This window comes from Mesorhizobium sp. LjRoot246 (assembly GCF_964254115.1).
GTDB lineage: Bacteria > Pseudomonadota > Alphaproteobacteria > Rhizobiales > Rhizobiaceae > Mesorhizobium.
In genome coordinates this window covers 284,537-311,136 of sequence record NZ_CAXUSN020000001.1, presented here as the reverse complement: position 1 = coordinate 311,136, position 26,600 = coordinate 284,537, and the positions used below count along the sequence as shown (strand labels likewise).

General features: G+C 63.6%; 23 protein-coding genes and 1 tRNA gene. 18 read left to right on the top strand and 6 right to left on the bottom strand.

The features are described 5' to 3' along the window. The first annotated feature begins 46 nt into the window (after positions 1-46). From ACSQ3L_RS01420 to ACSQ3L_RS01410, 3 genes are all read left to right on the top strand, one after another. Positions 47-895, top strand: a complete 849-nt coding sequence (locus tag ACSQ3L_RS01420; RefSeq protein WP_436158312.1) for a dimethylarginine dimethylaminohydrolase family protein — start codon at positions 47-49, stop codon at positions 893-895. Next, positions 892-2,481, top strand: coding sequence for a 5-guanidino-2-oxopentanoate decarboxylase (locus ACSQ3L_RS01415; RefSeq protein ID WP_436158311.1), 1,590 nt, complete (start codon positions 892-894; stop codon positions 2,479-2,481). The genes ACSQ3L_RS01420 and ACSQ3L_RS01415 overlap by 4 nt, the downstream gene beginning before the upstream one ends. Positions 2,482-2,666: 185 nt before the next feature. After that, a complete protein-coding gene (locus ACSQ3L_RS01410; RefSeq protein WP_436158310.1) occupies positions 2,667-3,374 on the top strand; it encodes an SDR family NAD(P)-dependent oxidoreductase in 708 nt (235 codons plus the stop codon). Positions 3,375-3,482: 108 nt separating this feature from the next. On the opposite strand, the gene rpsA is transcribed toward ACSQ3L_RS01410, so the two are convergent. The 3 genes from rpsA to aroA form a co-directional block, all read right to left on the bottom strand. Beyond that, the gene (gene rpsA, locus ACSQ3L_RS01405) at positions 3,483-5,180 is read right to left on the bottom strand and encodes a 30S ribosomal protein S1 (protein WP_013528183.1); all 1,698 of its coding nucleotides are present in this window, start codon (positions 5,178-5,180) and stop codon (positions 3,483-3,485) included. A 209-nt stretch (positions 5,181-5,389) separates the two neighbouring features. Continuing rightward, entirely contained in the window at positions 5,390-6,040 is a 651-nt protein-coding gene (gene cmk, locus ACSQ3L_RS01400; protein ID WP_436158309.1) for a (d)CMP kinase, read from the bottom strand. A gap of 114 nt (positions 6,041-6,154) precedes the next feature. Next, complete coding sequence (gene aroA / locus ACSQ3L_RS01395; RefSeq protein ID WP_436158308.1) at positions 6,155-7,513, bottom strand: 3-phosphoshikimate 1-carboxyvinyltransferase; 1,359 nt, start codon at positions 7,511-7,513, stop codon at positions 6,155-6,157. A gap of 206 nt (positions 7,514-7,719) precedes the next feature. Between aroA and ACSQ3L_RS01390 the strand changes: the two genes are divergently transcribed. The 13 genes from ACSQ3L_RS01390 (at position 7,720) to ACSQ3L_RS01330 (ending at position 20,525) form a co-directional block, all read left to right on the top strand. Continuing rightward, a complete protein-coding gene (locus ACSQ3L_RS01390; RefSeq protein ID WP_013528180.1) occupies positions 7,720-8,109 on the top strand; it encodes a TIGR02300 family protein in 390 nt (129 codons plus the stop codon). Positions 8,110-8,281: 172 nt separating this feature from the next. Next, positions 8,282-8,357, top strand: a tRNA-Ala gene (locus ACSQ3L_RS01385). 481 nt (positions 8,358-8,838) lie between these two features. Then, the gene (gene ssuD / locus ACSQ3L_RS01380) at positions 8,839-10,011 is read left to right on the top strand and encodes an FMNH2-dependent alkanesulfonate monooxygenase (RefSeq protein ID WP_436158307.1); all 1,173 of its coding nucleotides are present in this window, start codon (positions 8,839-8,841) and stop codon (positions 10,009-10,011) included. Further along, positions 10,008-11,468 (top strand): FAD/NAD(P)-binding protein, encoded by a 1,461-nt coding sequence (locus ACSQ3L_RS01375; protein ID WP_436158306.1) that lies wholly within the window; start codon positions 10,008-10,010, stop codon positions 11,466-11,468. The genes ssuD and ACSQ3L_RS01375 overlap by 4 nt, the downstream gene beginning before the upstream one ends. A 167-nt stretch (positions 11,469-11,635) precedes the next feature. Further along, positions 11,636-12,739 (top strand): dimethylsulfone monooxygenase SfnG, encoded by a 1,104-nt coding sequence (gene sfnG, locus ACSQ3L_RS01370; RefSeq protein ID WP_436158305.1) that lies wholly within the window; start codon positions 11,636-11,638, stop codon positions 12,737-12,739. A gap of 123 nt (positions 12,740-12,862) precedes the next feature. Beyond that, entirely contained in the window at positions 12,863-13,795 is a 933-nt protein-coding gene (locus tag ACSQ3L_RS01365) for an ABC transporter ATP-binding protein (protein ID WP_436158304.1), read from the top strand. After that, a complete protein-coding gene (locus tag ACSQ3L_RS01360; RefSeq protein ID WP_436158303.1) occupies positions 13,792-14,691 on the top strand; it encodes a branched-chain amino acid ABC transporter permease in 900 nt (299 codons plus the stop codon). The genes ACSQ3L_RS01365 and ACSQ3L_RS01360 overlap by 4 nt, the downstream gene beginning before the upstream one ends. 3 nt (positions 14,692-14,694) lie before the next feature. Continuing rightward, positions 14,695-15,735: a branched-chain amino acid ABC transporter permease gene (locus ACSQ3L_RS01355; RefSeq protein WP_436158302.1), complete on the top strand. Its 1,041-nt coding sequence runs from the start codon at positions 14,695-14,697 to the stop codon at positions 15,733-15,735. 71 nt (positions 15,736-15,806) lie between these two features. Then, a complete protein-coding gene (locus ACSQ3L_RS01350; protein WP_136618300.1) occupies positions 15,807-17,144 on the top strand; it encodes an ABC transporter substrate-binding protein in 1,338 nt (445 codons plus the stop codon). A gap of 81 nt (positions 17,145-17,225) precedes the next feature. Continuing rightward, on the top strand, positions 17,226-18,032 hold the full coding sequence (locus ACSQ3L_RS01345; protein ID WP_436158301.1) for an ABC transporter ATP-binding protein: 807 nt from the start codon (positions 17,226-17,228) through the stop codon (positions 18,030-18,032). A 24-nt stretch (positions 18,033-18,056) separates the two neighbouring features. Beyond that, positions 18,057-19,304: an SfnB family sulfur acquisition oxidoreductase gene (locus ACSQ3L_RS01340; protein ID WP_436158300.1), complete on the top strand. Its 1,248-nt coding sequence runs from the start codon at positions 18,057-18,059 to the stop codon at positions 19,302-19,304. 63 nt (positions 19,305-19,367) lie between these two features. Further along, positions 19,368-19,928 carry an FMN reductase gene (gene msuE / locus ACSQ3L_RS01335; protein ID WP_436158299.1) on the top strand — a complete coding sequence of 187 codons (561 nt, stop codon included), beginning with the start codon at positions 19,368-19,370 and terminating at the stop codon, positions 19,926-19,928. Positions 19,929-20,039: 111 nt separating this feature from the next. Then, entirely contained in the window at positions 20,040-20,525 is a 486-nt protein-coding gene (locus ACSQ3L_RS01330) for a hypothetical protein (RefSeq protein ID WP_436158298.1), read from the top strand. A gap of 66 nt (positions 20,526-20,591) precedes the next feature. Here the strand turns inward: ACSQ3L_RS01330 and ACSQ3L_RS01325 are convergent, their stop codons facing one another. After that, a complete protein-coding gene (locus ACSQ3L_RS01325; protein WP_436158297.1) occupies positions 20,592-21,251 on the bottom strand; it encodes a TetR/AcrR family transcriptional regulator in 660 nt (219 codons plus the stop codon). Positions 21,252-21,454: 203 nt separating this feature from the next. Here ACSQ3L_RS01325 and ACSQ3L_RS01320 point away from each other — a divergent pair, with 203 nt between their 5' ends. Together ACSQ3L_RS01320 and ACSQ3L_RS01315 are read left to right on the top strand one after the other, a co-directional pair. After that, positions 21,455-22,894 (top strand): aldehyde dehydrogenase family protein, encoded by a 1,440-nt coding sequence (locus ACSQ3L_RS01320; RefSeq protein ID WP_436158296.1) that lies wholly within the window; start codon positions 21,455-21,457, stop codon positions 22,892-22,894. Between the two features lie 94 nt (positions 22,895-22,988). Beyond that, positions 22,989-23,564, top strand: coding sequence for a DUF1349 domain-containing protein (locus tag ACSQ3L_RS01315; protein ID WP_436158295.1), 576 nt, complete (start codon positions 22,989-22,991; stop codon positions 23,562-23,564). 155 nt (positions 23,565-23,719) lie between these two features. Here the strand turns inward: ACSQ3L_RS01315 and ACSQ3L_RS01310 are convergent, their stop codons facing one another. Then, entirely contained in the window at positions 23,720-25,249 is a 1,530-nt protein-coding gene (locus ACSQ3L_RS01310) for a mercuric reductase (RefSeq protein WP_436158294.1), read from the bottom strand. Further along, on the bottom strand, positions 25,239-26,588 hold the full coding sequence (locus ACSQ3L_RS01305) for a glucoamylase family protein (protein ID WP_436163359.1): 1,350 nt from the start codon (positions 26,586-26,588) through the stop codon (positions 25,239-25,241). The genes ACSQ3L_RS01310 and ACSQ3L_RS01305 overlap by 11 nt, the downstream gene beginning before the upstream one ends. Positions 26,589-26,600: the final 12 nt, after the last annotated feature.

Here is a 26,600-nt window from a genome sequence, read left to right as displayed (position 1 = left end):
GACGCTTAGGGAGAATTTAGTGGGCAAATCATACGGGTCGCAGTCCATGGCCGGACCCCTGAAACGCGTGCTGATGCGGTCCGCCGCCAGTGCCATGCGTCATGCCGGAGTTCAGGAATGGCACTATGGTCCGGGTTTCGATCCGCAAAAGGCCGCGGCCCAGCATGAGCAGTTGACCAGCATGGTCGCCGCTTCCGGCGCCGAGATCGAATGGTTGACGGATGCCGATGACGGGCTGGCCGATTCCGTCTTCACCCACGATCCCTCGTTGATGACCGATCATGGCGCGATTATCCTCTCCATGGGAAAGGCGCTGCGTCGGGCCGAGCCTGGCCTGCACGAAGCAGCCTACAAACGCATGGGCATCCCCATTCTCGGCCGGATCGACGATCCGGGCCAGGTGGAAGGCGGCGATTGCGTCTGGGTCGATGCAACCACGCTGGCTGTCGGCCGTGGCGTGCGCACCAACCAGGACGGCATCCAGCAACTCGCCAATCTGCTCTCGCCCAAGGGGATTTCGGTTTTCGGTTTCGACCTGCCGCTCTGGCATGGCGAGGAGGCCTGCCTGCATCTGATGTCGGTGATCAGTCCGCTCGCCGACGATCTGGCGCTGGTCTACGCGCCGTTGCTGCCGGCCGCCTTCTACCAGATGCTGCGGGCGCGCGGCATCAAGCTGGTCGAGGGCGATGCCGATGAGTTCTTCGCCTCCAACGGGCTCAGCCTCAACGTGCTGCCGACCGCGCCTCGCCAGGTCATCGCTGTCGCCGGTTTTCCCAGGACGGCGGTTGCCATGGAAGCGGCCGGCTGTGCGGTTTCCATCTTCGAGGCGGATGCGCTTTGCATCGCTTGCGAGGGCGGCCCGACCTGCCTGACGCGGCCGGTGCTGCGCCAATGAGCGCTGGTGGGCCGACCGTCGGCGAGGCGCTCATTTCGCTGCTCGAAGCCCATGGCGTCGACACGGTCTTCGGCATTCCCGGCGTGCACACGGTCGAACTCTATCGCGGGCTGGCGCGCTCGAAGATACGCCACATTACGCCGCGCCACGAACAGGGCGCTGGCTTCATGGCCGACGGCTATGCGCGCGCCAGCGGCAGGCCAGGCGTCGCCTTCGTCATCACCGGACCGGGGCTGACCAACACCATCACCGCCATGGGACAGGCGCGCGCCGATTCGGTGCCGATGCTGGTCATCTCCGGCGTCAATGCCATGCCGACGCTGGGCAAGGGGCTCGGCTTTCTGCATGAACTGCCCGACCAGCGCGGCATGATGGAGAAGGTGGCGCTGTCTTCGCAGCGGATTACCGAAGCCGGCGACTTGCCCGGTGCGCTAGCTCAGGCCTTCGCCGTGTTTTCATCGGCCCGGCCCGGTCCGGTGCATATCGAGATCCCGACCGACGTCATGGTCAAGTCGGCGGATGGCATCGCTGCCATGCTGAGCAATGCAGCGCCACCCGCGCCGGAAGGTGCTGCAATTGCCAGCGCCGCCAAACTCATCGCTGCCGCGCGCCGCCCGCTGATCCTGGTTGGCGGCGGCGCCAAACGGGCCGAAGCGCCGTTGCGGCGTCTGGCCGAACGGCTGGGAGCGCCGGTCGTGCAGACCGCCAATGCGCGCGGCCTCCTGCATGCCCATCCGCTTTGCGTGCCGGCCAGTCCCAGCCTGAAGGCAGTGCGCGCCCTGATGGCCGAGGCGGATCTGGTGATTGCCGCCGGCACTGAATTCGGCCCGACCGACTATGACGGCTACAGCGATGGCGGCTTCGTCCTGCCGGCCAATCTGATCCGCATCGATATCGGCGCGGACCAGCTTGCCCGCCGCCCGGCATCGGTTTCGATCCAGGCTGATTGCGCCGAGGCGTTGGAGGCGCTGCTGCCGCAAATCAGCCAAGTCCCGGTAAGCGAGGGTGGCCCGTCGCGCGCCGCCGCTACACGGGAAGCGGCCTTTGCCGAACTCAATCCGACCCTGCAGGCGCAGGTGCGCGCCGTCGAGATGATCCGCGACACTTTGCCGGGCGCGCTCATTGTCGGCGATTCGACGCAGCCGATCTATGCCGCCAACCTCTACTACGACCATGACCGGCCGGGCGGCTGGTTCAATGCCGCGACAGGCTTCGGCGCGCTCGGCTATGGCCCGCCGGCGGCGATTGGCGCCGCCCTTGCGGTGCCGGATGCGCCGGTTGTCTGCCTGACCGGCGACGGCGGCTTCCAGTTCACGTTGCCGGAACTGGGTGCTGCGCTCGATGCACGGGCACCGGTCATCTTCGTCGTCTGGAATAACAGAGGTTATCGCGAGATCGAAACCTCGATGCTCGATGTCGGCGTCGAGCCGGTCGGCGTTTCGCCGGCGCCGCCGGATTTCTGCAAGCTGGCTGAGGCCTATGGCATCGGCGCCGAACGGCTTGCCGATATCGACGCTCTCGCGGACGCGTTGAAGCGCGCCCGGGCCACCGGACTGCCGCGCGTCATCGAAATCACGGTTGACTGAAGACCGGTGCCACGTGTTTCCGTCTCGACGGGCCTCAAATCGCGGCTGGTGGTGGCGGACGCATGCAAAGACGCGACAACTGCCATGTCGAGATGTCAATTGAGTGATGGCGCGAAAGGCGCGACGCTTCGCGTCGGCGGCACGGAAACGACCCAACCATAAAAAAATGACAGGAGCGGTCCAGGATGACGGAAACACTAGAAGGCAAGCATATCGTTGTAACCGGCGGGACCGGCGCGCTCGGTGGTGCGGTAGTCGGCAAACTTCTGAGTGACGGCGCGATCTGCCATGTGCCCAATGCGCATGCCGCGGCGCCAACGCATTTTCCTTTCACCACGCATGACCGTGTCGAGCTGGTGCACAATGTCGATCTCTCGGACCCCGCCAAGGTCGAAGCGTTCTACAGTCAGGTTCCAGGCCTTTGGGGCTCGATCCATCTGGCCGGCGGCTTCACCTCGGCACCTGTGGAAAAGATCGAGTCGGCGTCCTTTGCCGAGATGATGGACACCAATGCGCGCACCGCCTTCCTGTGCTGCCGCGCGGCGATCCGCTCGATGCTGTCGTCGGACACCGCAGGCCGGATCGTCAACGTCACGGCGCGCGCCGGGCTCGATCCGCGGCGCGGCGCCGGAATGGTCGCCTACGCCGCAAGCAAGGCGGCGGTGGCAGCGATGACGGTGGCGATGGCCGAGGAGCTGAAGCACAAGGGCATCCTGGTCAATGCCGTGGCGCCGTCGAAGCTTGATACGCCGGCAAACCGCGCCGACATGCCGGATGCCGATGTCACCAGATGGGTCAGCCTCGAAGCCGCCGCCGAGGCCATCGCTTATCTCGCCTCGCCGGCCAACCAGGCGATGAGCGGCACGCTGGTGCCGCTTTACGGGCGAGCTTAAACCGAATTCGATATCACCGGATATCGCGCCAAAGAAAAAACCCCGCCGGATCGCTCCGGCGGGGTTTTTGTTGAGGGCCGCGCGCGAGGCGCGGCTGGCAGCCGAAGCTTAGCTGCCCTGCTTCTTCAGCGCGGCGCCCAGGATGTCGCCCAGCGAAGCGCCGGAGTCGGTCGAGCCGTACTGAGCGACCGCTTCCTTCTCTTCGGCGATTTCCAGCGCCTTGATCGAGACCTGCAGCTTGCGGGTCTTCTTGTCGAAGGCGATGACGCGGGCATCGACCTTCTGGCCGACGGTGAAGCGCTCGGGGCGCTGCTCGTCGCGGTCACGGCTGAGGTCGGAGCGCTTGATGAAGGTCTCGATGCCGCTGTCGACCAGCCGCACTTCCAGACCGCCATCCTTGACGCCGATGACTTCGCAGGTGACGACCGCGTTCTTGCGCAGTTCGCCTGAAGTCGCTGCTTCGCCGACCGTATCCTTGGCCAGCTGCTTGATGCCGAGCGAGATGCGCTCCTTGTCGATGTCGACGTCGAGCACCTGCGCCTTGACCATGTCGCCGCGATTGTACTCTTCGATGACCTGCTCGCCCGGACGGGTCCAGTCGAGGTCGGAAAGGTGCACCATGCCGTCCACGTCGCCTTCGAGGCCGATGAACAGGCCGAACTCGGTCTTGTTCTTGACCTCGCCCTCGACCTGGCTGCCGACCGGATGGCTCGAGGCGAAAGCCTGCCACGGATTCTCGAGCGTCTGCTTGAGGCCGAGCGAGATGCGGCGCTTGGCCGGATCGACCTCGAGCACCACCACGTCGACTTCCTGGGTCGTCGACAGGATCTTGCCGGGATGCACGTTCTTCTTCGTCCACGACATTTCCGAAACGTGGATGAGACCCTCGATGCCCGGCTCCAGCTCGACGAACGCGCCGTAGTCGGTGATGTTGGTGACGGTACCCTTGATCTTCTTGCCGATCGGGAATTTGGTGCCGATCTCGGACCACGGATCGCTCTCGAGCTGCTTCATGCCGAGCGAGATGCGGTGGGTTTCCTGGTTGATGCGGATGATCTGCACCTTGACCGTCTGACCGATGTTGAGGATTTCGGTCGGATGGTTGACGCGGCGCCATGCCATGTCGGTGACATGCAGCAGGCCGTCGATGCCGCCGAGGTCGACGAACGCACCGTAATCGGTGATGTTCTTGACGACGCCTTCGACAACCTGACCTTCTTCGAGGTTCTGCACGATTTCCGAACGCTGTTCGGCGCGGCTCTCTTCGAGCACGGTACGGCGCGACACCACGATGTTGCCGCGGCGGCGATCCATCTTGAGGATCTCGAAGGGCTGCGGGTTGTGCATCAGCGGGGAGACGTCGCGGATCGGGCGGATATCGACCTGGCTGCGCGGCAGGAAGGCCACGGCGCCGTCGAGGTCGACGGTAAAGCCGCCCTTGACCTGGTTGAAGATGACGCCTTCGACGCGCTCACCCTTGGTGAACTTCTCTTCGAGACGGACCCAGCTCTCTTCGCGGCGGGCCTTCTCACGCGAAAGCATCGCTTCGCCAAGCGCGTTTTCGATGCGCTCGACATAGACTTCGACGGTGTCACCGACCTTGAGGGTGGTGTCCTTGCCCTTGACGCCGAATTCCTTCAGCGGCACGCGGCCTTCGACCTTGAGGCCGACGTCGATGATGGCCATGTCCTTTTCGATCGCCGTGATCGTGCCCTTGACGACCTGGCCTTCGCCGGAGTGACCGGTGGTGAATGATTCTTCGAGCAGGCTCGCGAAATCATCGCGAGTGGGATTTGCAGCTGACATTGTTTCTCCTGGAGTGTCCCGCATCTCAAGCGGGACGGGCGCCGTGGGTTAGCGTTGCGTTGGCCTGCCGGCGTTCCGGGCTACAAAAGCCCTGGGCCGCTCTTTAAGCGGCAATTCCGGCGCATGAAGAATGCTGGCAGGCTGGTTCGTACCCGATATGGGTATTTTCTTCGCCTCCGGCAATCGGAAACACGAGGGAAAAACCCGGATCAGGCTTTGTCTCTCTTGGCCAGCACGTCGTCTATGATCGCCATGGCTGCAAGAAACGCGGCTTCTATAGCCATTTCGCTGGTATCAAGCAAGTGCGCGTCGGCGGCCGGCTTCAACGGCGAGTCCTCACGGCCCATGTCACGCTCGTCGCGGCGCACGATGTCGGCGAGGATCTCGGCGAAATCAGCGGTGCCGCCGATGCTCTCGATCTCGGCCAGCCGGCGCTTCGCGCGCACCTCGGCGCTGGCCGTCACATAGAGTTTGATGTCGGCGTCGGGGCAGACGACTGTGCCGATGTCGCGCCCATCGAGCACGGCGCCCGGCGGCGTTTTGGCGAAGTCGCGCTGCTTTTCGACGAGGATGCGCCGCACGGTTGGGAAAACCGCAACCTTCGAGGCTGCCTCGCCGACCGCGTGCGCCGACAGCACCGCACGATCGAGCTTTGCCAGATCGACCTGGCGCGCCGCGGTTTCGGCCGCCGAGACATTGTCGAGCGGCAGCGCGTGCTGGATGAGCGCATAAGCGACGGCGCGGTAGGTGAGGCCGGTGTCGAGCAGGTTCAGCCGGTAGTGGTCGGCCAGCCGGCGGGCGAGGGTGCCCTTGCCGGCGCCGGCCGGGCCGTCGATGGCGATGGTGAAGACGCGTGTCATTGGCGGGCCGCCGCGATCGAAAAGTGCGACGAAGATGAATAAGACAAGCGCCGCGTTCCGTCACACCCCCCTCTGTCCTGCCAGCGTTCCAGTTCGGCTCAAACCCATCAACGGTCACCCAATCTCCGCGCCCAGCCCCGTCATCAGCCCCATGAACTCCGGAAAGCTCGTCGCGATCATGGCGGCGTCATCAATGGTCACCGGCTTTTCCGTCGCCAGCCCCATGACCAGAAAGCTCATGGCGATGCGGTGGTCGAGATGGGTCTGCACGGTCGTGTCCTGACCGTTGGGATGGCCGCCAAGCCCCTTGCCACCCGGTCTGCCGCGCACGGCAAGGGAAGCTTCGCCCTCGGTGCAGTCGACACCGTTGAGCTTGAGCCCGTTGGCTACGGCCGACAGCCGGTCAGATTCCTTCACGCGCAGTTCTTCGAGCCCCTGCATCAGCGTTTTGCCCTCGGCGAAGCTGGCGGCAACGGCAAGCACCGGATATTCGTCGATCATCGACGGTGCCCGTTCGGGCGGCACGATGACGCCCTTCAGTTCGGAGTAACGCACGCGCAGATCGGCGACATCCTCGCCGCCGGCATTGCGCGGGTTCAAAATGTCGATCTTGCCGCCCATTTCCTGCAGCGTCAAAAGCAGGCCGGTGCGGGTCGGGTTCATCAACACGTTTTCGATCGTGATGTCCGAACCCGGCACGATCAGTGCCGCCACCAGTGGGAAGCCGGCCGAGGACGGGTCGCCCGGCACGGCGATCGTCTGGCCGGTCAGCTTGCCCTGGCCCTCGATGAAGATGTGGCGCACGCCGCGCTCGTCGGTCTCGACCGACAAATTGGCGCCGAATCCTTTCAGCATCTTTTCGGTGTGGTCGCGCGTCATCACAGGTTCGATGACGGTGGTGATGCCTGGCGTATTCAGACCGGCCAGCAGCACCGCCGATTTCACCTGTGCCGAGGCCATCGGCACGCGGTAGGTGATCGGTGCGGCATGCTTTGGTCCATGCAGCGTGATCGGCATGCGGTCGCCGGGCGTCGCCTTCAGCACCTGCACGCCCATCTGGCGCAAGGGTTCCAGCACGCGGCCCATCGGCCGGCCGGACAGCGAGGCATCGCCGATGAAGGTCGTTTCCATATCATAGGTGCCGACAAGGCCCATGGTCAGCCGTGAGCCGGTGCCGGCATTGCCGAAATCGAGCGGGCCTTCCGGCTGCAGAAGCGCGCCATTGCCGGTGCCGCGGATTACCCACTCGGCGCCGCGCTTCTCTATATGTGCGCCCATTGCCTTCATGGCCGCACCGGTACGCATCACGTCCTCGCCTTCGAGCAGGCCGGTGATGCGGGTCTCGCCGGAGGCGAGGCCGCCGAACATGAAGGAGCGGTGCGAGATCGACTTGTCGCCCGGCACGCGCGCGGTGCCGGAAAGGGCGGATGATTGGCGGGCAGTGGCCGGCTTGGGAGCGGCGGCGTGAGACATGGAATTTCCCTGGACGGAATGCCGGCGGGCCGGCGCTTTTCATTTGTTGCGGCGGTCTCGTATCACGGCGGGCCGAAATGGTCATCCCCATGGTCGTCACTTCACGCGAGGCCTTTCAATGCATGGTTTTGTGACGCCGGCTTTTCGCTTTGACAGCGCTGCAAACTGTGGTTAAGGGGACCACTCTTTTATTGACGAGGCTTGCCGTGGCAAAAACCGAACTTGGCACAAAACGTATCGACCCGGAGACGGGCCGAAAATTCTACGACCTGAACAAGGACCCGATCGTCTCGCCCTACACCGGCAAGACCTATCCGCGTTCCTATTTCGAGGAAGGCAAGATTGCCGCCCTTGAGGAGGAAGAGGAAGTGGCCGAGAAGGAAGTGGACGCCGAGGAAGAAGAGGGCGTTGAGGTCGTGTCGCTCGAAGAGGCCGACGAGGACGTCAAGGGCGACGACCTGCCGGATCTCGGCGACGACGAGGACGACGTCGATCTCGGCGACGACGAGGACGACACTTTCCTTGCCGACGAAGAGGAAGAAGACGACGACGTTGCCGACATGATCGGCGTCGGCGACGACGACGACGAGGTCTGATCGACCTCGAAAGCGGGCGTTTGCGGGCTTTCGTGGCCTGTGACGAAAAAGCGGCTCTCAAAGGCTTGATATCTGGGAAAGGCGGGGTTAGAAGCCGCCTGCACTAACGGCGCGGTCTCCAACCCGCGCCGGATCTCTTCGCCGGAAACGGCGCCGGTTGACTGCCGGAAGTGGGGCCATAGCTCAGTTGGGAGAGCGCTTGAATGGCATTCAAGAGGTCGTCGGTTCGATCCCGATTGGCTCCACCAAACAGTCCCTCTGCAAGTCCCTGCCCATGAATGTGTCGTGCAGCGGCCATTTGCGCCCAGCAGCCAATTCCGGCGACGTCACTGACCGCGTCGAGCTGCAGGCATGCGGCAAGCGCGATCGGTCCGAGCGGGCAGTCCGGCGCCACCGCAATATCATAGGCTTCCGTCATCGCGGCCTGACGATGGCAGATCGCGGCCGCTCTCGCTCGGTTGCCGGGCTAGACCCGCTGATAAGTCGTCCGCCCACCTGACAGATCGAATGTCGACGTGGCAGCCATTGAGTTCGAGTTTGAGCGGATGGAGAGAATTTCCAAATGCGGCGGCAGATTTAGAATAAACTAACTCTACAGAATTTGTAGAATAAGCAATCTGCACTGGCGATCTGGTTTCCACCTGCACAGGACCACGCCATGCCCACCCTTTTGCATCAGCCCTCAACCGAGCCAGCCTGCCACGCCCGTCAGTATACGGGAGGCAGGCCATGACCGGCGATATTCCAGAACGCATCAAGGTGCTCTGGTTTCTGCCGACGCATGGCGACAGCCGTTATCTCGGCACGACCGAAGGCGGCAGGGCTGTCGATCTGCCTTATCTGACGCAGGTGGCGAAGGCTGCCGACACGCTGGGTTACTACGGTGTGCTGCTGCCGACCGGCCGGGCATGCGAGGATTCCTGGGTGATCGCCTCGGCACTGGCGCCATTGACCGAGCGCTTGCGCTTCCTCGTCGCTGTGCGCCCCGGCCTGCAGTCGCCGACGCTGGCCGCGCGCATGACGGCGACGCTGGATCGCATTTCCAACGGGCGCCTGCTGATCAATGTCGTCACCGGCGGCGATCCGCTGGAGAACAAGGGCGACGGCATCTTCCTGTCGCATGCCGAGCGCTATGAGGTGACGCAGGAGTTCCTGCGGATCTACAAGCGGCTGCTGAGCGGCGAGACGGTCGAGCATGAAGGCAAGCATTTCCGTATCGAGGATGGAAGGCTGCTGTTCCCGCCGGTGCAGACGCCCTATCCGCCGCTTTATTTCGGTGGCTCGTCCGACGCCGGATCGACAGTGGCAGCCGAGGAGATCGACAAATATCTGACGTGGGGCGAGCCGCCCGCCGATGTCGAGCGCAAGCTGGACGCCGTGCGCGCACTGGCCGAGAAGGCCGGCCGCGAGCTCTCCTTCGGCATTCGCCTGCATGTCATCGCTCGCGAAACCACCGAGGAGGCCTGGGCCGCCGCCGATAGCCTGATCAGCCGACTCGACGATGCGACGATCGCTTCGGCGCAGAAGGTGTTTGCCCGCATGGATTCGGTTGGCCAGGCTCGGATGAGCGCGCTGCATGGCGGCAACCGCGCCAAGCTTGAGATCGCGCCCAATTTGTGGGCCGGCGTCGGCCTGGTGCGCGGCGGTGCAGGAACGGCACTTGTCGGCGACCCCGACACGATCGCGGAGCGCATCGACGAATACCGGCGCCTCGGCATCGATACCTTCATCCTGTCCGGCTATCCGCATCTCGAAGAAGCCTATCGCTTCGGTGAGCTGGTGCTGCCGAAACTGCCGACCGATCATCCGGTCAAATCAGCCGCTTCGTCCGTCAACACCGGCCCGTTCGGCGAGACCATCGCCGGCGACCACCGGCCGAAGTCGCTAGCCAGCGCCTCGTGAACGCGCTCCCTCCGGCCCATCGGCTGCGTGTCGCCATAATCGGCGGCGGTTTTTCCGGCACGGCGGTGGCCTGGCACCTGGCGCGGACCCATCGGCCGGAACGCATTTCCATTTCTGTGATCGAGCCGCGACCCTTGCTTGGCGGCGGCCTTGCCTACTCCAGCGAGGAGCCGGCGCACCGGGTCAATGTACCGGCTGTCAGAATGAGCATGGCTCCCGACGATCCGCAGCATTTTGCTCGCTGGTTGGCCGGCAGTGGCGAACTCGAGCGCGACATCGACGCCATCTGGAAAAATGGCGACGCCTATCCGCGCCGGCGTGTGTTCGGTCGCTATGTCGCCGAACATCTGGCGCCGTATCTCGGTTCCGGCGTTGTCCGTCATGTCGAAGGTCCCGCCATACGCGTGACGCGCGAGACCGCTGGCGCGGGCTGGACCGTGCACACCAGCACAGGGCCAGTCGCCGCCGACATCGTCGTCCTGGCAGCGACGCACCCGCAGCCCGCGATTCCAGCCGCGTTGATCCACCTGTCGGAAGCGTCGGGTTTCATCGCCGATCCGTACGCGCCAGCCGCGCTTGCCGGGATTGGTCCGGACGCTTCGGTGTTGATCGTCGGCTCCGGACTGACCTCGGCAGACATGGTCGCCGAGCTCGATCGCCGCGGCCATCGCGGCCGCATCCTGTCGCTGTCGCGCCGCGGACTGCGCTCGCGCGGCCACCCTGATATCAGGGGCGAGCCCTTTGGCGACTTTGCATCCACGCCGGCCACAACGGCGCTTAGGCTGCTCGAAGACATCCGCGCGACGCTGGCAGCGGCACATGCGGCCAATGTCAACTGGCAGTCGGTCTTCGACCAGTTGCGCCTGCAGGGTCCTGTGCTGTGGTCAGCACTTTCTCCGCCGGAGCGGGCAAGGCTGGTCCGCCAGTTGCGGGTATTCTGGGACGTGCATCGCTTCAGGATCGCGCCGCAGGTCGCTTCCGTGCTCGATCGGCGTCATGCAGCCGGCACATTCGACACCATTGCCGCCAGGCTTGTCGCGTCGAACGATGAAGACGGCAGCCTGGCAGTCAGCTTTCGGCGGCGCGGGCAGACACGGATCGAGACGACGCGCTTCGATGCCGTCATCAACACCACCGGTCCAGCCCATGGGCAGGCGCTACAGCTGAACCCAGCGCTAAGCTCGCTGGCGAAAGCCGGGCTGATCAGGGTCGATCAATATGGGCTGGGCATCGAGACAAGCCTCGACAGCCGCGCCGTTGGCTCTGATGGCAAGGCAGTCGCGGCACTCTTCGTCGCAGGTCCGCTGGCACGAGCGACTTTCGGCGAACTCATGGGCCTACCAGAGGTCGCTCGCCATGCCCAGACGGTCGCGGCCGAAATAGCAAAGCTGCTGGAAACGCTGCCGCCAGCCGAGGCCATTGGCGCCAATACCACGCATGGGCCGGTCGCGGCATGACCCAGGCAAGCCGGCTTGGTCGGGCAAAATTGGTATTTCCGTCCCAAGAGGGCCTCAAAAACGGAAAATCCTTCTTTGTATATATATTCTATAAACATAATAAATATTGGCGAAAACCGGCTACGGCTTGATCGATCAACGAGACGGCCTGAATGGGAGACAGTTTCATGGCACACGCAGAGACCGACGCGATCAAATTCGCCTACTGGGTGCCGAATGTTTCGGGCGGCCTGGTGATTTCCAACATCGAGCAGCGCACCAACCACTCGGCCGAGTATAACCGCAAGCTGGCGCAGATCGCCGAGAAGTCCGGCTTCGACTACGCGCTCAGCCAGATCCGTTTCACCGCCGGCTACGGCGCCGACGAGCAGCATGAATCGGTGGCGTTCAGCCATGATCTGCTGGCGGCGACCACCACGCTCAAGGTCATCGCGGCGATCCTGCCCGGACCGTGGAACCCGGCGCTGGCGGCCAAGCAGATCGCCACCATCAGCTATTTGACCAATGGCCGTGTCGCCATCAATCTCGTCTCCGGCTGGTTCCGCGGCGAGTTCCACGCCATCGGCGAACATTGGCTCGACCATGACGAGCGCTACCGCCGGTCGGAGGAGTTCATCCGTGCGCTGCGCGGAATATGGACTGAAGATAGCTTCACCTTCCGCGGCGATTTCTACCGCTTCAACGAATATTCGCTGAAGCCGAAGCCGCCGCATCCGCTGCCGGAAATCTTCCAGGGCGGATCGTCGCGCGCCGCGCGCGACATGGCATCGCGGGTGTCGGACTGGTACTTCACCAACGGCAACACGCCTGCCGAGATCGCCAGTCAGGTCGACGATATCCAGTCCAAGGCCAAGGCCAACAATCACTCCGTCAAGGTAGGCGTCAACGCCTTCGCCATCGTCCGCGAGACCGAGGACGAGGCCAAAGCGGTGCTCGCTGAAATCATCGCCAAGGCCAACCCCGAAGCGGTCAATGCTTTCGGCCACGAGGTCAAGAATGCCGGTAAGGCCTCGCCGGAAGGCGAGGGCAATTGGGCGAAATCGTCCTTCGACGATCTGGTCCAGTACAATGACGGCTTCCGCTCGAACCTGATCGGCACCCCGAGGCAAGTCGCTCAGCGCATTGTCGACCTGAAGCGCGCCGGTGCCGATCTCATCCTGCTTGGCTTCCTGCACTTCCAGGAAGAGGTCGAGTATTTCGGCAAGCATGTCATTCCGCTCGTCCGCGAACTGGAAAACGCCGAGGCGGCAGCGTCGCTGGCGGCGGAGTAGTCACCCCACAGGCTGGCCGGACAGGCTCCGGCCAGCACAAAAATGAAAGCTACCCGGCGCGCTCGATCCATCGAGCAGCAATGAGAATTTGCGCGCCGGCTGAAGCAATCGAGGACGATTGGAATGCCTCTGCCCAGTTATACGCTTGGAGTGATAGAGGCTTCCGCCTATGCGCCGGAGGTCTTTGCGCGCGGCCTGCCGTCAAGCCCGCCGGAGCAGCAGCCCGAAGCCAATGGCGAGCCGATCGGCTCCGTTGCCGGCGTCGCCCCCGCGCTGCTTTCGCTTCAGGGCATCGGTCTGTCGTTTGGCGGCGTCGTAGCACTGGCCGATATCGATCTGTCGGTTCTATCAGGCGAGATACGCGCCATCATCGGCCCGAACGGCGCCGGCAAGAGCTCGCTGATCAATGTCATCAGCGGCATCTACCGACCGGATCGTGGCCATGTCCGGCTCGACGGTATCAGCTATGCCCAGGTCCCGACGCAGCGGCTGGCCCATCTCGGCGTCGCCAGGACCTTCCAGAACCTTGCTCTGTTCAAGGGCCTCAGCGTCCTCGACAATGTCGCTTCGGGTCTCGCCTACAAGGTCCGTTCCAACTTTGCCGGCCAGGTGCTGGGCATCGGCCGCTCGCGTGGCGAGCAGCGCGACTCGCGCAGCCGTGCCGAACAGATACTCGAATTCCTCCATCTCACCCACGTCCGCGATCGTCTTGCCGGCACACTGCCTTACGGGCTGCAGAAGCGGGTCGAACTGGCCCGCGCGCTGGTCGCTGAGCCACGCCTGCTTTTGCTCGACGAGCCGATGGCCGGCATGACAGCGAGCGAAAAGAGCGAGATGGCGGCTTTCGTCCGAGCCGCGCGCGATCGTTTCGCCACCACCGTGGTGTTGATCGAGCACGATGTCGGCGTCGTCATGGGTCTGTCCGATCGCATCGCCGTTCTCGACTACGGCCGCAAGATCGCCGACGCCACGCCCGACGAGGTCAGGAGCGACCAACGCGTCATCGACGCCTATCTCGGCGTCGCCTCGGACAATGAGGACGGGGCAGGCATATGATCGCCGATTTCGACTACCAGTTCTTCATCGAAGTGCTCGTCGGCGGCCTGCTTTCAGGCGTCATGTATTCCCTTGTCGCGATCGGCTTCGTGCTGATCTACAAGACCTCGGGCGTGCTCAATTTCGCGCAAGGCGCGATGCTGCTGTTCGCCGCGCTCACCTTCGTCAGCCTTGTCGAACGCGGTGTTCCCTTCGCGCTGGCGCTGGTGGCCACCTTCGCCATCATGGTGGCGATCGGCGTCGCCATCGAGCGCACGGTGCTGCGGCCGCTCACCAACAAGCCGCCGATCACCTTGTTCATGGCGACGCTCGGCCTGTCCTATATCATCGAGGGCGCCGCCCAGTTGATCTGGGGCACGCAGGTCCACGGCCTCGACCTCGGCATCGAGGACGTGCCGCTGGAAATCGGCGGCGTGCTGATCAGCCAGTTCGATATCTTCGCGGCCGTGGTTGCCGCCGGCATGGTTCTCCTGCTGTCGCTGTTCTTCCGTTACACCCGCATCGGCCTCAGCTTTCGCGCCGTCGCCGACGACCAGTTCGCCGCCCTCGCTGTCGGCCTCAGACTGCCCTTGATCTGGGCGACCGTCTGGGCTGCTGCCGGCCTCGTCGCGCTGGTCGCCGGGCTGCTTTGGGGCGCACGCCTCGGCGTGCAATTCTCGCTGTCCCTGGTGGTGCTCAAGGCGCTGCCGGTGCTGGTGCTCGGCGGCTTTGATTCCATCCTTGGCGCCATCGTCGGCGGCCTCCTGATCGGTGCCAGCGAGAAACTCGCCGAGGTCTATATCGGCGACTATTTCGGCGGCGGCATCGAGAGCTGGTTCGCCTATGTCGTCGCGCTCGTCTTCCTCCTGATCCGCCCTTCCGGCCTGTTCGGCCAGAAGCTCGTCGAGAGGATCTGAGCGATGACCGCGATATCAGTCGATTTCGTATCCGCGCCGATGCTGCCGAAATGGCTCGTGCCCGTGCTCCTGCTCGCCTTCGCCTACGGCGTCGTGCCACTGATCGGTTCGAGCTATCTGTTCGAAGCCATCCTGCTGCCGTTCCTGGCGCTCAGCCTCGCCGGCGTCGGCTTGAACATCCTGACCGGCTATGCCGGCCAGGTGTCGCTTGGCAGCGCTGCCTTCATGGCGGCGGGTGCCTTCGCCGCCTATAATTTCAACCTGAGGATCGAGGGCCTGCCGCTGATCGGCAGCATCTTCCTGGCCGGCATTGTCGCGGCTGCAATCGGCATCGTCTTCGGCCTGCCGAGCCTGCGGCTGAAGGGCTTCTATCTCGCGGTTTCGACCCTTGCCGCGCAGTTCTTCGTGCAATGGGCGCTGACCAAGTTCAGCTGGTTCTCCAACAACTCGGCGTCCGGCGTCATCGACGCGCCGAGACTGTCGATTTCAGGCTTTGCGCTTGATGGCGCCATCGGCCGCTATCTCTTCGCGCTGACCGTCGTCGCTGTGCTGACCTTCCTTGCCCATCGGCTGGTCACGTCGCAGACCGGGCGCAATTTCATCGCCATCCGCGACAATGAAACCGCCGCCCGCATCATTGGCATCCCGGTCCTGAAGACCAAGCTCCTGGCCTTTGCCATCTCGTCCTTCATCATCGGCGTTGCCGGCGTCATCTGGGCCTTCGCTTATCTGCGGACCGTCGAGCCGGACGGCTTCGATCTCGACCGGTCTTTCCAGATCCTGTTCATCATCATCATCGGCGGCCTGGCCTCGATCCGTGGCGCCTTCTTCGGCGCCGCCCTCATCGTGGTCTTCCCGCTCGCTTTGTCCCGCCTCGGCGGCTTCCTGCTCGGCGACCTCTTCGATTCGGGCGTGCTCGACATGAGCCAGCGCATCGTGCTGGGCGCGCTCATCATCCTGTTTCTGATCCTCGAACCCGACGGGCTGGTGGCGCTGTGGGACAGGATCCGAAGACGGCTCCTGTTCGCCTGGCAGTCGACCTGAGCCCCGCATTGGCATTTGAAAATGAACCAGAGGCCGAACCCAAGACGGCCCATACCGGGAGTACCCTAACCATGACTTTCCTCAGCACAATCAAGGCTGCGGCGCTGTCCGCGGCGATGATCGTGTCGGTGGCCTTGCCCGCCGCGCACGCCGACGAACAATATTTCCCGTTGCAGAGCTATCGCGTCGGGCCTTATGCGGCCGGCGGCACCGGCTTCTTCGGCGGCTTCATCGACTATCTCAACCTCATCAACATCCGTGACGGCGGCGTTAATGGAGTCAAGCTGACCTGGGACGAATGCGAGACCCAGTACGAGGTCGAGCGCGGTGTCGAATGCTACGAGCGGCAGAAGAGCCATGCCGGCGCCGCCGCCTGGAACCCGCTCTCGGTCGGCATCGCCTACGCCATGATCGACCGCATCACCGCCGACAAGGTGCCGCTGATCACGGTCAATCATGGCCGCACCGACTCCACCGACGGGCGCGTCTTCCCTTATGTCTTTCCGCTGCTGCTCAATCCCTACAGCGAGACATCAGGCATCGTGAACTACATCGCCTCCAAGGAGGGCGGCATCGACAAGCTCAAGGGCAAGAAGATCGTCGTGCTCTATCACGGCTCGCCCTACGGCAAGGAAACCATCCCGATCTATGAATTGCTGGCGCAGAAATACGGCTTCACCGTGCAGCAGATCGAGGTACCGCATCCCGGCAACGAGCAGCAATCGCAGTGGCTGACCATCCGCCGCGCCAAGCCGGACTTCGTCGTCCTGCGCGGCTGGGGCGTGATGAACCCGGTGGCGCTGAAGACAGCGGTCAAGGTCGGCTATCCCGTCGACCACATCGTCGGCAATGTCTGGTCGAATTCCGAAGAGGACGTCATCCCGGCCGGCGACGCGGCCAAGGGCTACACCGCCATCACCACGCAGGCTTCCGGCAATTCCTACCCGGTGGTGCAGGAAATCGTGAAGACGGTCTACGACGCCGGCAAGGGCAATCTGGAAGACAAGTCGCGCATCGGCTCGGTCTACCACAACCTCGGCATCGTCAACGGCATCCTCAATGTCGAGGCGATCCGTGTCGCGCAGGAGAAATTCGGCCACCGCACGCTGACCGGCGACGAGGTCCGCTGGGGCTTCGAGCATCTCAAGCTCGATCCGGCCAAGGTCGAGGCGCTCGGCGCCAAGGACCTGTTCCACTCGATCAATGTCAGCTGGGACAACCACGAAGGCGAAGGCTACGTGACCTTCCAGCAGTGGGACGGCAAGAAGTGGAACGTCGTCTCCGACTGGATCGCGCCGGACTGGGCGCTGCTGCGGCCGATCATCGAGAAGTCCGCCGAGGCCTATGCCGCCGAGAAGGGCATCAAGCTGCGCACCGCAGACGATGCCGACGCCGTGACCACCAACTGATCAGCCAAGGCCGGGCGCTGCGGATCGGGTTCCGCGCCGCCAGGCCTGTCTCGGTTCATCGAACCACGGAAATGAGAGCCCATGCCGGACGATGACGTCATTCTTGCCGTGGACACGGTCCATGCCACCTACAACCACGCCATCACGGCGCTGCATGGCGTCAGCTTCGAGTTGCGGCGCGGTCAGATCCTGGCGTTGCTCGGCGCCAATGGCGCCGGCAAGACCACGACGCTGAAGGCTGTCTCCAACCTGCTGCCGGCCGAACGCGGCCAGGTCAATTCAGGCACCATCCGCTATGAAGGCTCGGATGTGTCGCGCCGCAAGCCGGGCGATCTCGTGCGCGCCGGCCTGGTCCAGGTGCTGGAAGGCCGCCACTGCTTCAAGAGCCTCACCGTCGAGGAAAATCTGGTTGCCGGCGGCATCGGCCGCAGCGGCAGCCGTGCCGAGATCAATCAAGACCTCGAGCGGATCTACGGCTATTTCCCGAGACTCAGGGAAAAGCGCCGGACATTGTCTGGCCTGACTTCGGGCGGTGAACAGCAGATGACCGCGATCGGCCGGGCGCTGATGTCGCGGCCGCGTCTGCTGGTTCTCGATGAACCGTCGATGGGGCTCGCCCCGCTCATCGTCCAGGACATCTTCCAGGCGCTCAGAAAATTGAACCGCGAGACCGGCCTGTCGATCCTGGTCGCCGAGCAGAACTCAGCGGTGGCGCTTCGATACGCCGACCAGGCCACGGTGCTCGAAAACGGCGTCTCCGTCCTCTCTGGCACGGCTGCAGAGCTTCGCCAGCGCGAGGACGTCAGGGCCTTCTATCTCGGTCAATCGACTCCAGGGCAACAGGCGTCATCCACCGCCAAGCCCGCCCATCTTCATGCCGTTGCCTGAACCGAAATTTCAAGGAGTAGTGAAATGACCGTTTCGACCGTCAAGACCGACCATGCTTCCGCCGCCGTGCCGCCAGTCGCGCGGCCAACCGCACCGGCGCACATCATCAAGGACGACGCCGAGGCGATTGCGATTGCTCATGCGCTCGCCGCGGAATTCGTCAAGGACTCCTCCAAACGCGACCGCGAGCGGATCTGGCCGGTTGCCGAACTCGATGCCTTTTCGCAAAGCGGCCTGTGGTCGATCAATGTGCCCAAGGCATTCGGTGGCCCCGAACTATCCTACGCCACGCTGGCGAAGGTTATCGAGATCATCTCGGCGGCGGATTCCTCGATCGGCCAGGTTGCCCAGAACCATCTCGGCGTCGTCGCCGCCATCCGCACCGTGTCCAACGCGGATCAGCAGAAGCTGCTGTTCGCCGAAGTGCTGAAAGGCACGCGGTTCGGCAACGCATTTTCCGAATTCGGCTCCAAGCGCGCCGCCGATTTCGAGACACGCTTCACCGATGCCGGGGATCATGTGGTCGTCAACGGCCGGAAATTCTATTCGTCCGGCGCGCTGCTTGCCCATCTGGTGCCGATCGTGGCGCTCGATGACGAGGGCCGCGCCTGGTATGCAATCGCCGACCGTGGCGCACCCGGCCTGACGGTCATCGACGACTGGTCGAGCTTCGGTCAGCGCACGACGCTGTCCGGCACAGTCATCATCGACAACGTCAAGGTGCCGAAGACGCATCTGGTGCCCGGTTACAAGGGCTACGACCAACCGACCGCCGACGGCGCCATCTTCCAGATCATCCAGGTGGCGGTCGACACCGGCATAGCCCAGGCGGCGATCGACGAGACCGTCAGTTTCGTCAGGACCAGGAGCCGCGCCTGGATCGACAGCGGCGTCGACAATGCCTGGGACGACCCCTACACCATTCAGGCCATCGGCGACCTGACGCTGCGTCTGCACGCGGCGCAGGCGCTGCTCGAAAAGGCCGGCCTGGCGATCGACCGGGCGGTGGCCGAGCCGACCGCAGAGACGGTGGCGCATGCGCAGATCGTCACCGCCGAGGCAAAAATCCTGTCGACAGAGATCGCCATCGCCGCCACCAACAAGCTGTTCGAACTGGCAGGGACCCGCTCAACCCTGGCCGAGCACAATCTCGACCGGCATTGGCGCAACGCCCGCACGCACACGCTGCACGATCCGGTGCGCTGGAAGTACTCGATCCTGGGCAAATATTTCCTCAACGGCGAAAACCCGCCGCTGCACGCCTGGAGCTGATTTCCCACCGGCGGGCTGGCGGCCCGCCACATCAAACTTCGACCATTCAAGAGGCCCACTGCCATGTCAAACCCAACAGTCGTCGGCTTTTCCGGCAACATCACCCGACCGTCGAAGACGCGCGCCTTCGTCGACCTGGTCACCAGGGACATCGCCGCCAGCCATGGCCTGTCGGCGAGCACCTATGACATCGAGGATCTCGGTCCGTCATTGGGAACGGCGAAATGGGCACGCGATCTTGATGGCCAGGCGCGCGCGATCCTGGAACAAATCCTCGCCGCTGACGTCCTCGTCATCGGGTCGCCGACCTACAAGGGCAGCTACACCGGCCTGTTCAAGCACTTCTTCGACTTGATCGATCCGGCTGCATTGCGGGGAAAGCCCATTGTGTTGACGGCGACCGGCGGTGGCGAGCGCCACGCCTTGATCGTCGAACATCAGCTGCGGCCGCTGTTCGGCTTCTTCGAGGCCTTTGCGCTGCCCACCGCCGTCTACGCCACCGACAAGGATTTCACCGACGGCGTGCTGCGCTCCGAGGCGATCCTGAAGCGTGCGGCGCAGGCGGTCGACGAGGTCGGCTTCGTGCTGGCCAACCGTTCGGCAGGCCGGATCGCCGCCGAATAGGCTTTGTCACCTGCGTGTTGGGAATAGGCGAGGGCAGCGCCCTCGCTTACGCGCAATTTACGACCGCCCGCTAAAACCGTTCCTGTCTGATTCGTCTGGGACAGGAACGTCATGAGCAAAGCCCTCACATCCTTCGCACTCGTCGCGGTTCTGACCGCTCTGCTCATGGCGCTGAGCCTGGCTGTCGCCAGGCACGGCTATCCCTATGGCGCGATCGGCGTCAGGCGCCTTGACGGCATCGCCGATGCCGGCACGTTCATCCCGATCGCCGCTGTCTATTTCTTCAGCGCGCTGTTGATGATGATCCTCCCGATCAGGGCGGCCAGCGTTGTTCTGACGAATGCCGCCGATGCGATCTTCTGGACGGTGATCGTGCTGCTTGCGACCATCGTCGGCGGCCTTCTCGCTCGATGGGCCTTCGGTCAGGGCAGCGCCGTGTGGGCACTGCTGAACTGGCGGTTCCTGTTTGCGGTAGCGGTGATCGGCTGCCATTTCGTCATGAACGAGCTGCGCCGCAACGTGCTGCTACGCAGCCTGTTCTTCGTCGTCTTCGCCGCAGCGACGTTGGCCTGCCTGTTTTGGTCGTTCTCGCTCTGAGCGATAGCAGCCAACTAGGCGATCTGGTGGCGATTGATCCGCCGATCATGCGTGCGGCTGACGGCGTCAACGCTTGCGCGAAATCGTCTCCTCGACGTAGCGCGAGAAATCCTCGACGTCCCGGGATGACGGCTCCTGGCCGGTGAAGCTGCGCAGATACGAGGCCACCTGTGCCAGGCGGCTGCTCATCGGCTCGTCGAGCTCGAGCGAGTAGTAGCCGATCTGCATGAAATAGAGCACGCGGGCTCGCACGAAGGCGTCCACCTCGTCATAGCCATGACGCATGAACATGTCGCGGATGGCGTTGACGCGCTCCTCGTCGGCCTCGTCGAGCGCGCGCCTTATGGCAGGCGAACGACGCGCCCAGGCCCTGATCGCGAAATCCAGCCGCGGGTCGAACAGCCTTTCATCCACCCAGCATTCGAAAATGCTCATCACCCCGCGTATGACGGTCGCGGAAGGCCGCCTGGCGCGTTCGACGATGAACCTGGTGTTGGTCTGCCGCCAGTAATCCAGCAACTGGTCGAGCAGGTCCTGCCGGCTCTTGAAATACCAGTAGAAGCTGGAGCGCGACACATCGAGCTTCTGGCCAAGCGTCAGCACACGGACGCGTTCGACACCGTCAGAGATCAACGTTTCAAGCGCAAGCTTCAGCCAGTCTTCGCGAGTGGCCTTGACGTTGCCGGTGGCGCCGGCGCGCTGAATCGTCGTTTCGAGAGCTGCCATCGACACGACGCATGACACGCTGTCTCAGGCAAATCAAGGCTATGGACATGTATGTACATGGCAATTCGAGATGTTAGCCGGATGGGCAAGCGAGGGGTTTTGTCGCGGCGGTTGGCTCAGTGCGTGCTTTCCCGCAAGGCAATTGTCTGGCAAATACCAGTTCAGACAGATGCCCGCGCGGCCAACCAGCAGGAACACACGATATGACGCTGTTTCGAAAGAACCTCATCGATGGCGAATGGGTCGGCGATGCCGGTTCCCGCAACATCAACCCCTCGGATACCGGCGATGTCGTCGGCGACTATGCCTCGGCGGGAGCTGCTGAGGCGGGGCAGGCGATCGCAGCGGCCAAGGCAGCGTTCCCGGCATGGTCCCGTTCCGGCCCGCTGGCGCGTCACGCGGTGCTGAAAAAAGCCTCGGACGAGATTCTGGCGCGCAAGGACGAGATCGGCCGCAATTTGGCCCGTGAGGAAGGCAAGACGCTGGCCGAAGGCATCGGCGAGACCATTCGCGCTGCCCAGATTTTCGATTTCTTCGCCGGCGAAACATTGCGTTTGACCGGAGAGGTCGTACCAAGCGTGCGGCCGGGCGTCGGCGTCGAGATGACGCGCGAGGCGGTCGGCGTGGTCGGCATCATCACGCCGTGGAATTTTCCGATCGCCATTCCGGCCTGGAAAATCGCCCCGGCCCTGACTCACGGCAACACCGTCGTCTTCAAGCCTGCGGAACTGGTTCCCGAGAGCGCCTGGACCATCGTCGACATCCTGCATCGCGCCGGCCTGCCGAAAGGCGTGCTCAATCTCGTCATGGGCAAGGGCTCGGTGGTCGGTCAGGCAATGCTCGACAGTCCCGATGTCAACGCTATCAGCTTCACCGGCTCGGTCGGCACCGGCAAGCGCGTCGCCGCGGCAAGCGTCGAGCACATGCGCAAGTTCCAGCTGGAAATGGGCGGCAAGAACCCGCTGGTCGTGCTCGACGATGCCGACCTCGCCGTCGCCGTCGATTGCGCGCTCAATGGCGCCTTCTTCTCGACCGGCCAGCGCTGCACGGCCTCGTCCAGGCTTATCGTGACCGATGCCATTCACGACCGTTTCGTCGACGCCCTCAAGGACCGCATGAGCAAGCTGGTGATCGGCGATGCGCTCGACGCGCAGACCCAGATCGGTCCGGTCGTCGACGCCACGCAGCTGAAGCAGGATGAGGACTATATCGCCATCGGCGTCCGGGAAGGTGCCACGCTTGCCTTCGGCGGCGAGCGGCTCGATCGCAAGACGCCGGGCTTCTACCTGCGGCCGGCGTTGCTGACTGAGGCCACCAACGCCATGCGCAGTTCGCGCGAGGAGATTTTCGGCCCTGTCGCCAGCGTCATTCGCGTCAAGGACTATGACGAAGCGCTTTCCGTCGCCAACGATACGCCCTTCGGATTGACCTCCGGCATCTGCACCTCGAGCCTCAAGCACGCCACCCACTTCAAGCGCAATTCGGAGGCCGGCATGGTGATGGTCAACCTGCCGACGGCGGGTGTCGACTTCCACGTTCCGTTCGGCGGCCGCAAGGGCTCGAGCTACGGCCCGCGCGAGCAGGGTCGCTATGCGGCGGAATTCTACACCACGGTAAAGACGGCCTATACATTCGCGGGCTGATCAGCCACTGGCAGATCATGCCGGGCTGATCGGTCGTCGGCCGATCAGCCCGGCAACCCCGCCACGCACATCTGGATTGGAGCGGCGCGAAGGGATGACAGTGCAAGACCTGACCTGGCTCAATCCGCCGCCGCATCATTCTATCGACGGCGACAGCGTTCGTGTGCGCACCGGCAAGGAGACCGATTTCTGGCGCGAGACCTTCTACGGATTCTGGCGCGACAACGGCCACTTCCTGCACCGGCCGGTCGAGGGCGATTTCAGCGCCGAGGTCAACGTCAAAGGCGACTACAAGGTCCTCTATGACCAAGCCGGGCTGATGGTCCGCCTCAGCGAAACGCATTGGATCAAAGCTGGCATCGAATACACCGATGGCCTTGCCTATTTCTCCGTCGTCGTCACCAACGACACGTCAGACTGGTCGCTGGTGGCCATTCATGCCGATCCGAACGGCGTCAGCATCCGCCTGACCCGCCACGGTGAGGCGATCCGGATCCAGTATCTCGATGCTTCCGACGGTCACTGGAAGCCGGTGCGGCTCGCCTATTTTCCCATGTCGAAGACCGTCGATGTCGGCATGATGTGCTGCTCGCCGCAGCGTGAAGGCTTCGAGGTCACGTTCTCCGGTTTTTCGGTCGGTCCGCCGATATCGCGCGAATTGCACGACTGACGCTTGCGCGTCTCCGCATCGCTGCTGTTGCGGGACGCTGAGCTCTAATCAGCTCCGGCTTGTCTAGCCGGAGGGGGCTCGTCAAGCGCCGTATCCTCTTTGAATGCCTTGGTGCGCCAGCTTGGCGACAGCGGTGGAATGCATGCCAGGCGCGGTCACCGCCTGGACCGCGCCAGCCAGCGGCCCGCCAGATACCTCCAGGATGAGGTGAACCTCGTCCGCCGATAAGCGTCGCCAGCCATCTTGATGCCTTGCGCCTGCGTCGGAAAAGGATGAATGACGTCGGCCAGCGCGTGCAATCCCATGCCCGATTTGATCGCCAGCGACACCGCATTGATCATCTCGCCGGCATGGCTGGCGACGACCGTGGCACCCAGGATGCGGTCGGACCCCTCCCTGACGTGGATTTTGACAAACCCTTCTTCCTCGCCATCCATGACCGCACGGGCAACATCGTGCATCAGCACCGTATAGGTCTTGACCGGGATGCCGTTCTGGCGCGCCTCCGCCGGATAGAGGCCGACATGGGCGATCTCGGGATCGGTATAGGTGCACCACGGAATGACCAGTTCACTTAGCTTCTTGCGCCCGAGAAACAGGGCATTGCGCACGACCATGCGGGCTGTCGCCTCGGCGGTGTGGGTGAATTTGTAGGCAAGGCAGACATCGCCCGCCGCATAGATGCGCGGATTTGTGGTTCTCAGATAATCGTCCACCTTGATGCCGTCGGCATCGTATGCCACCCCGGCGTTTTCCAGGTCGAGACCGTCGACATTGGGCGATCGGCCGATGCCAGTGATGATCTCGTCGACGGAAATCGTCGTCGTGATGTCGTCATGTACCAGGTCTGCGAGCTTCTTCCCGCCTGCCGTCCGCACCGCCACCACCTCGGTGTTGAGGCAAACCTCGATCCCCTCGCGCGCCAGCGCGTCCGAAAGGATTTGGGCGGCATCGCGTTCTTCGCCGGGCAGGAACATCGGCTCCCGCTGCGCCAGAATGACTTTCGCACCCAGAAGGCAGAAGGCCTGCGCCGTCTCGCAACCGAGCGGCCCGCCGCCGATGACCAGGAGCCGTTTCGGGCAGGCTGTGAGATCGAACATGGTCTCGTTGCTGAGATAACCGGCTTCGGCGAGGCCCGATATCGTCGGCAGCCTCGGGCGCGCGCCTGTCGCGATCAGCGCCTTGCGGAATCGCAGTGTCTTGTCCGCCACCATGACCGCATCCGGCCCCCCAAAACGCGCTTCGCCGAAATAAAGGTCGATGCCTTCGGAAACCAGGCTATCGGCGGCATCGGCGCGGCTGATCCGCTGCCGGATCTGCCTCATCCGCGTCATGGCGCGCTGAAAGTCGACGTGAAGATGGTCTGGCGTATCACCGCCGAGATTCTCGGCATCGCGCATATCTGCGTAGAGCCTGGCCGTGCGGATGATCGATTTCGACGGGATGCAACCGACGTTGATGCAGGTCCCGCCGATAAGGTTGCGCTCGATGAGCGCGACCTTTGCGCCGAGGCCGGCCGCTTCGTAGGCGGCGGTCAGCCCAGCCGGCCCGGCACCGATGACGACGAGGTTGTAGGGACCGTCCGGCTGCGGGTTCTTCCAGTGCGGCGGGTGGGCGCTCTTGATCAGCTCGATGTCGTTGCGGTCGACAGGGAAGGCGGGAGCCCTGGTCCGATTACGAGACATCGCCGCCACCTGACGCCGGGCTTGCCGGCTGAGACAGCCAGCCGCCATCGAACCCGGCCTTGCCAAGGCCGTGACGGATATACTGATTGGATCGCATCAGCTTCCAGATCAGCCCTGACCGATGGTTCTCGATCATCATCACCACGATGCCCTGATCCAGTCCGTAGTGGCCTTCCGAAACCCAGCCATGACGGCCGAATTGTCGCCGGTTCGCCAAGGTCGGATTGAAGCCGCTCGGCAGCCGGAAATTGTCGATCACCCCGGGGTAGCGCTCCCCGAGATGGCGCAACGCCGCCAGGCAGATTTCCGGCGCGAAAGGCAGCGAGGCCGGATAGGACCATGGGGCGATCGTGCCGTCATCCGGTCCGAACGGAGCGCCGCGTGCGGCATAGCCGGAAAACCTCCGACGCTGTCGCTCGACGCTGGCGCGAAAGCCGCCTGGTCCGTCGCCCGCCGAAAGTCCCCACAAATTCTCGTCGTAGCCGCCGTAGCTGTACGGGTTGTGGCGTGCGTAGTCGCGGTGAAGGTAGGTCGAGCGGCGGCTGTTTTCGAAATAGTCCGAGTTCTTCTCGCGCATGAAAGCGTCGCGGATGCCGGCGAAGTCGATCCAGGCATGCGAGAACTGGTGCATGAACAGAGGACCGCCATAGAGCACGTCGTAGCCGTAGATGTTTTCCCATTGATAGGTTGCTGTCCAGCCCTCGTAGCTGTCGTCCGAGCTCGGGCTGTCGGGCGAGGCCATCGACAACACGTAGAGGATCGTCGCTTCGTTGTAGCCCTCCCAGCCATAGTGCAGAAAGCCGCTCTTCGGCTTCCAGCCTTGCCGCAGGGTCGGGCTTGAACCTTGCGCCCATCGCCAGTCGACACGCCGGTAGAGCGCCTCGGCCAGCTGTCGGATTTCGGCTTCTTCGTCATTGTCGGCGGCGAAATAGGCGCCCGCCACCAGCATGCCTGCTATCAGCAATGCCGTATCGACCATCGAAAGTTCGCAGCGCCAGACCCGCAAGCCGGTTCGCATGTCGAGGAAATGGTAGTAGAAACCCTTGTGGCCGGTAACCTCGTCGCCCTTGCCTTGCGGGCTGGTCGAGAAAAAACGCAGCGCGGCAAGCGTCAGCTTCACCGCTGCCCCGCGCGTCATCCAGCCGCGCTCGACGCCGATCGGATAGCAGGACAGGGCGAAACCGACCACGGCGATGCTGGCCGGCCAATTCGGCCGCGACGTATCGGCGACCAGTCCGTTTTCTGGGTTCACGTTCTCGACGAAATAGTCGAAGGCGGCGCGCTGATAGCGGTCCAGAAGCTCGTCGTTGGAGAGTGCGGCAGGGTTGGCTCTAAGCAAGAGAAGCACGCT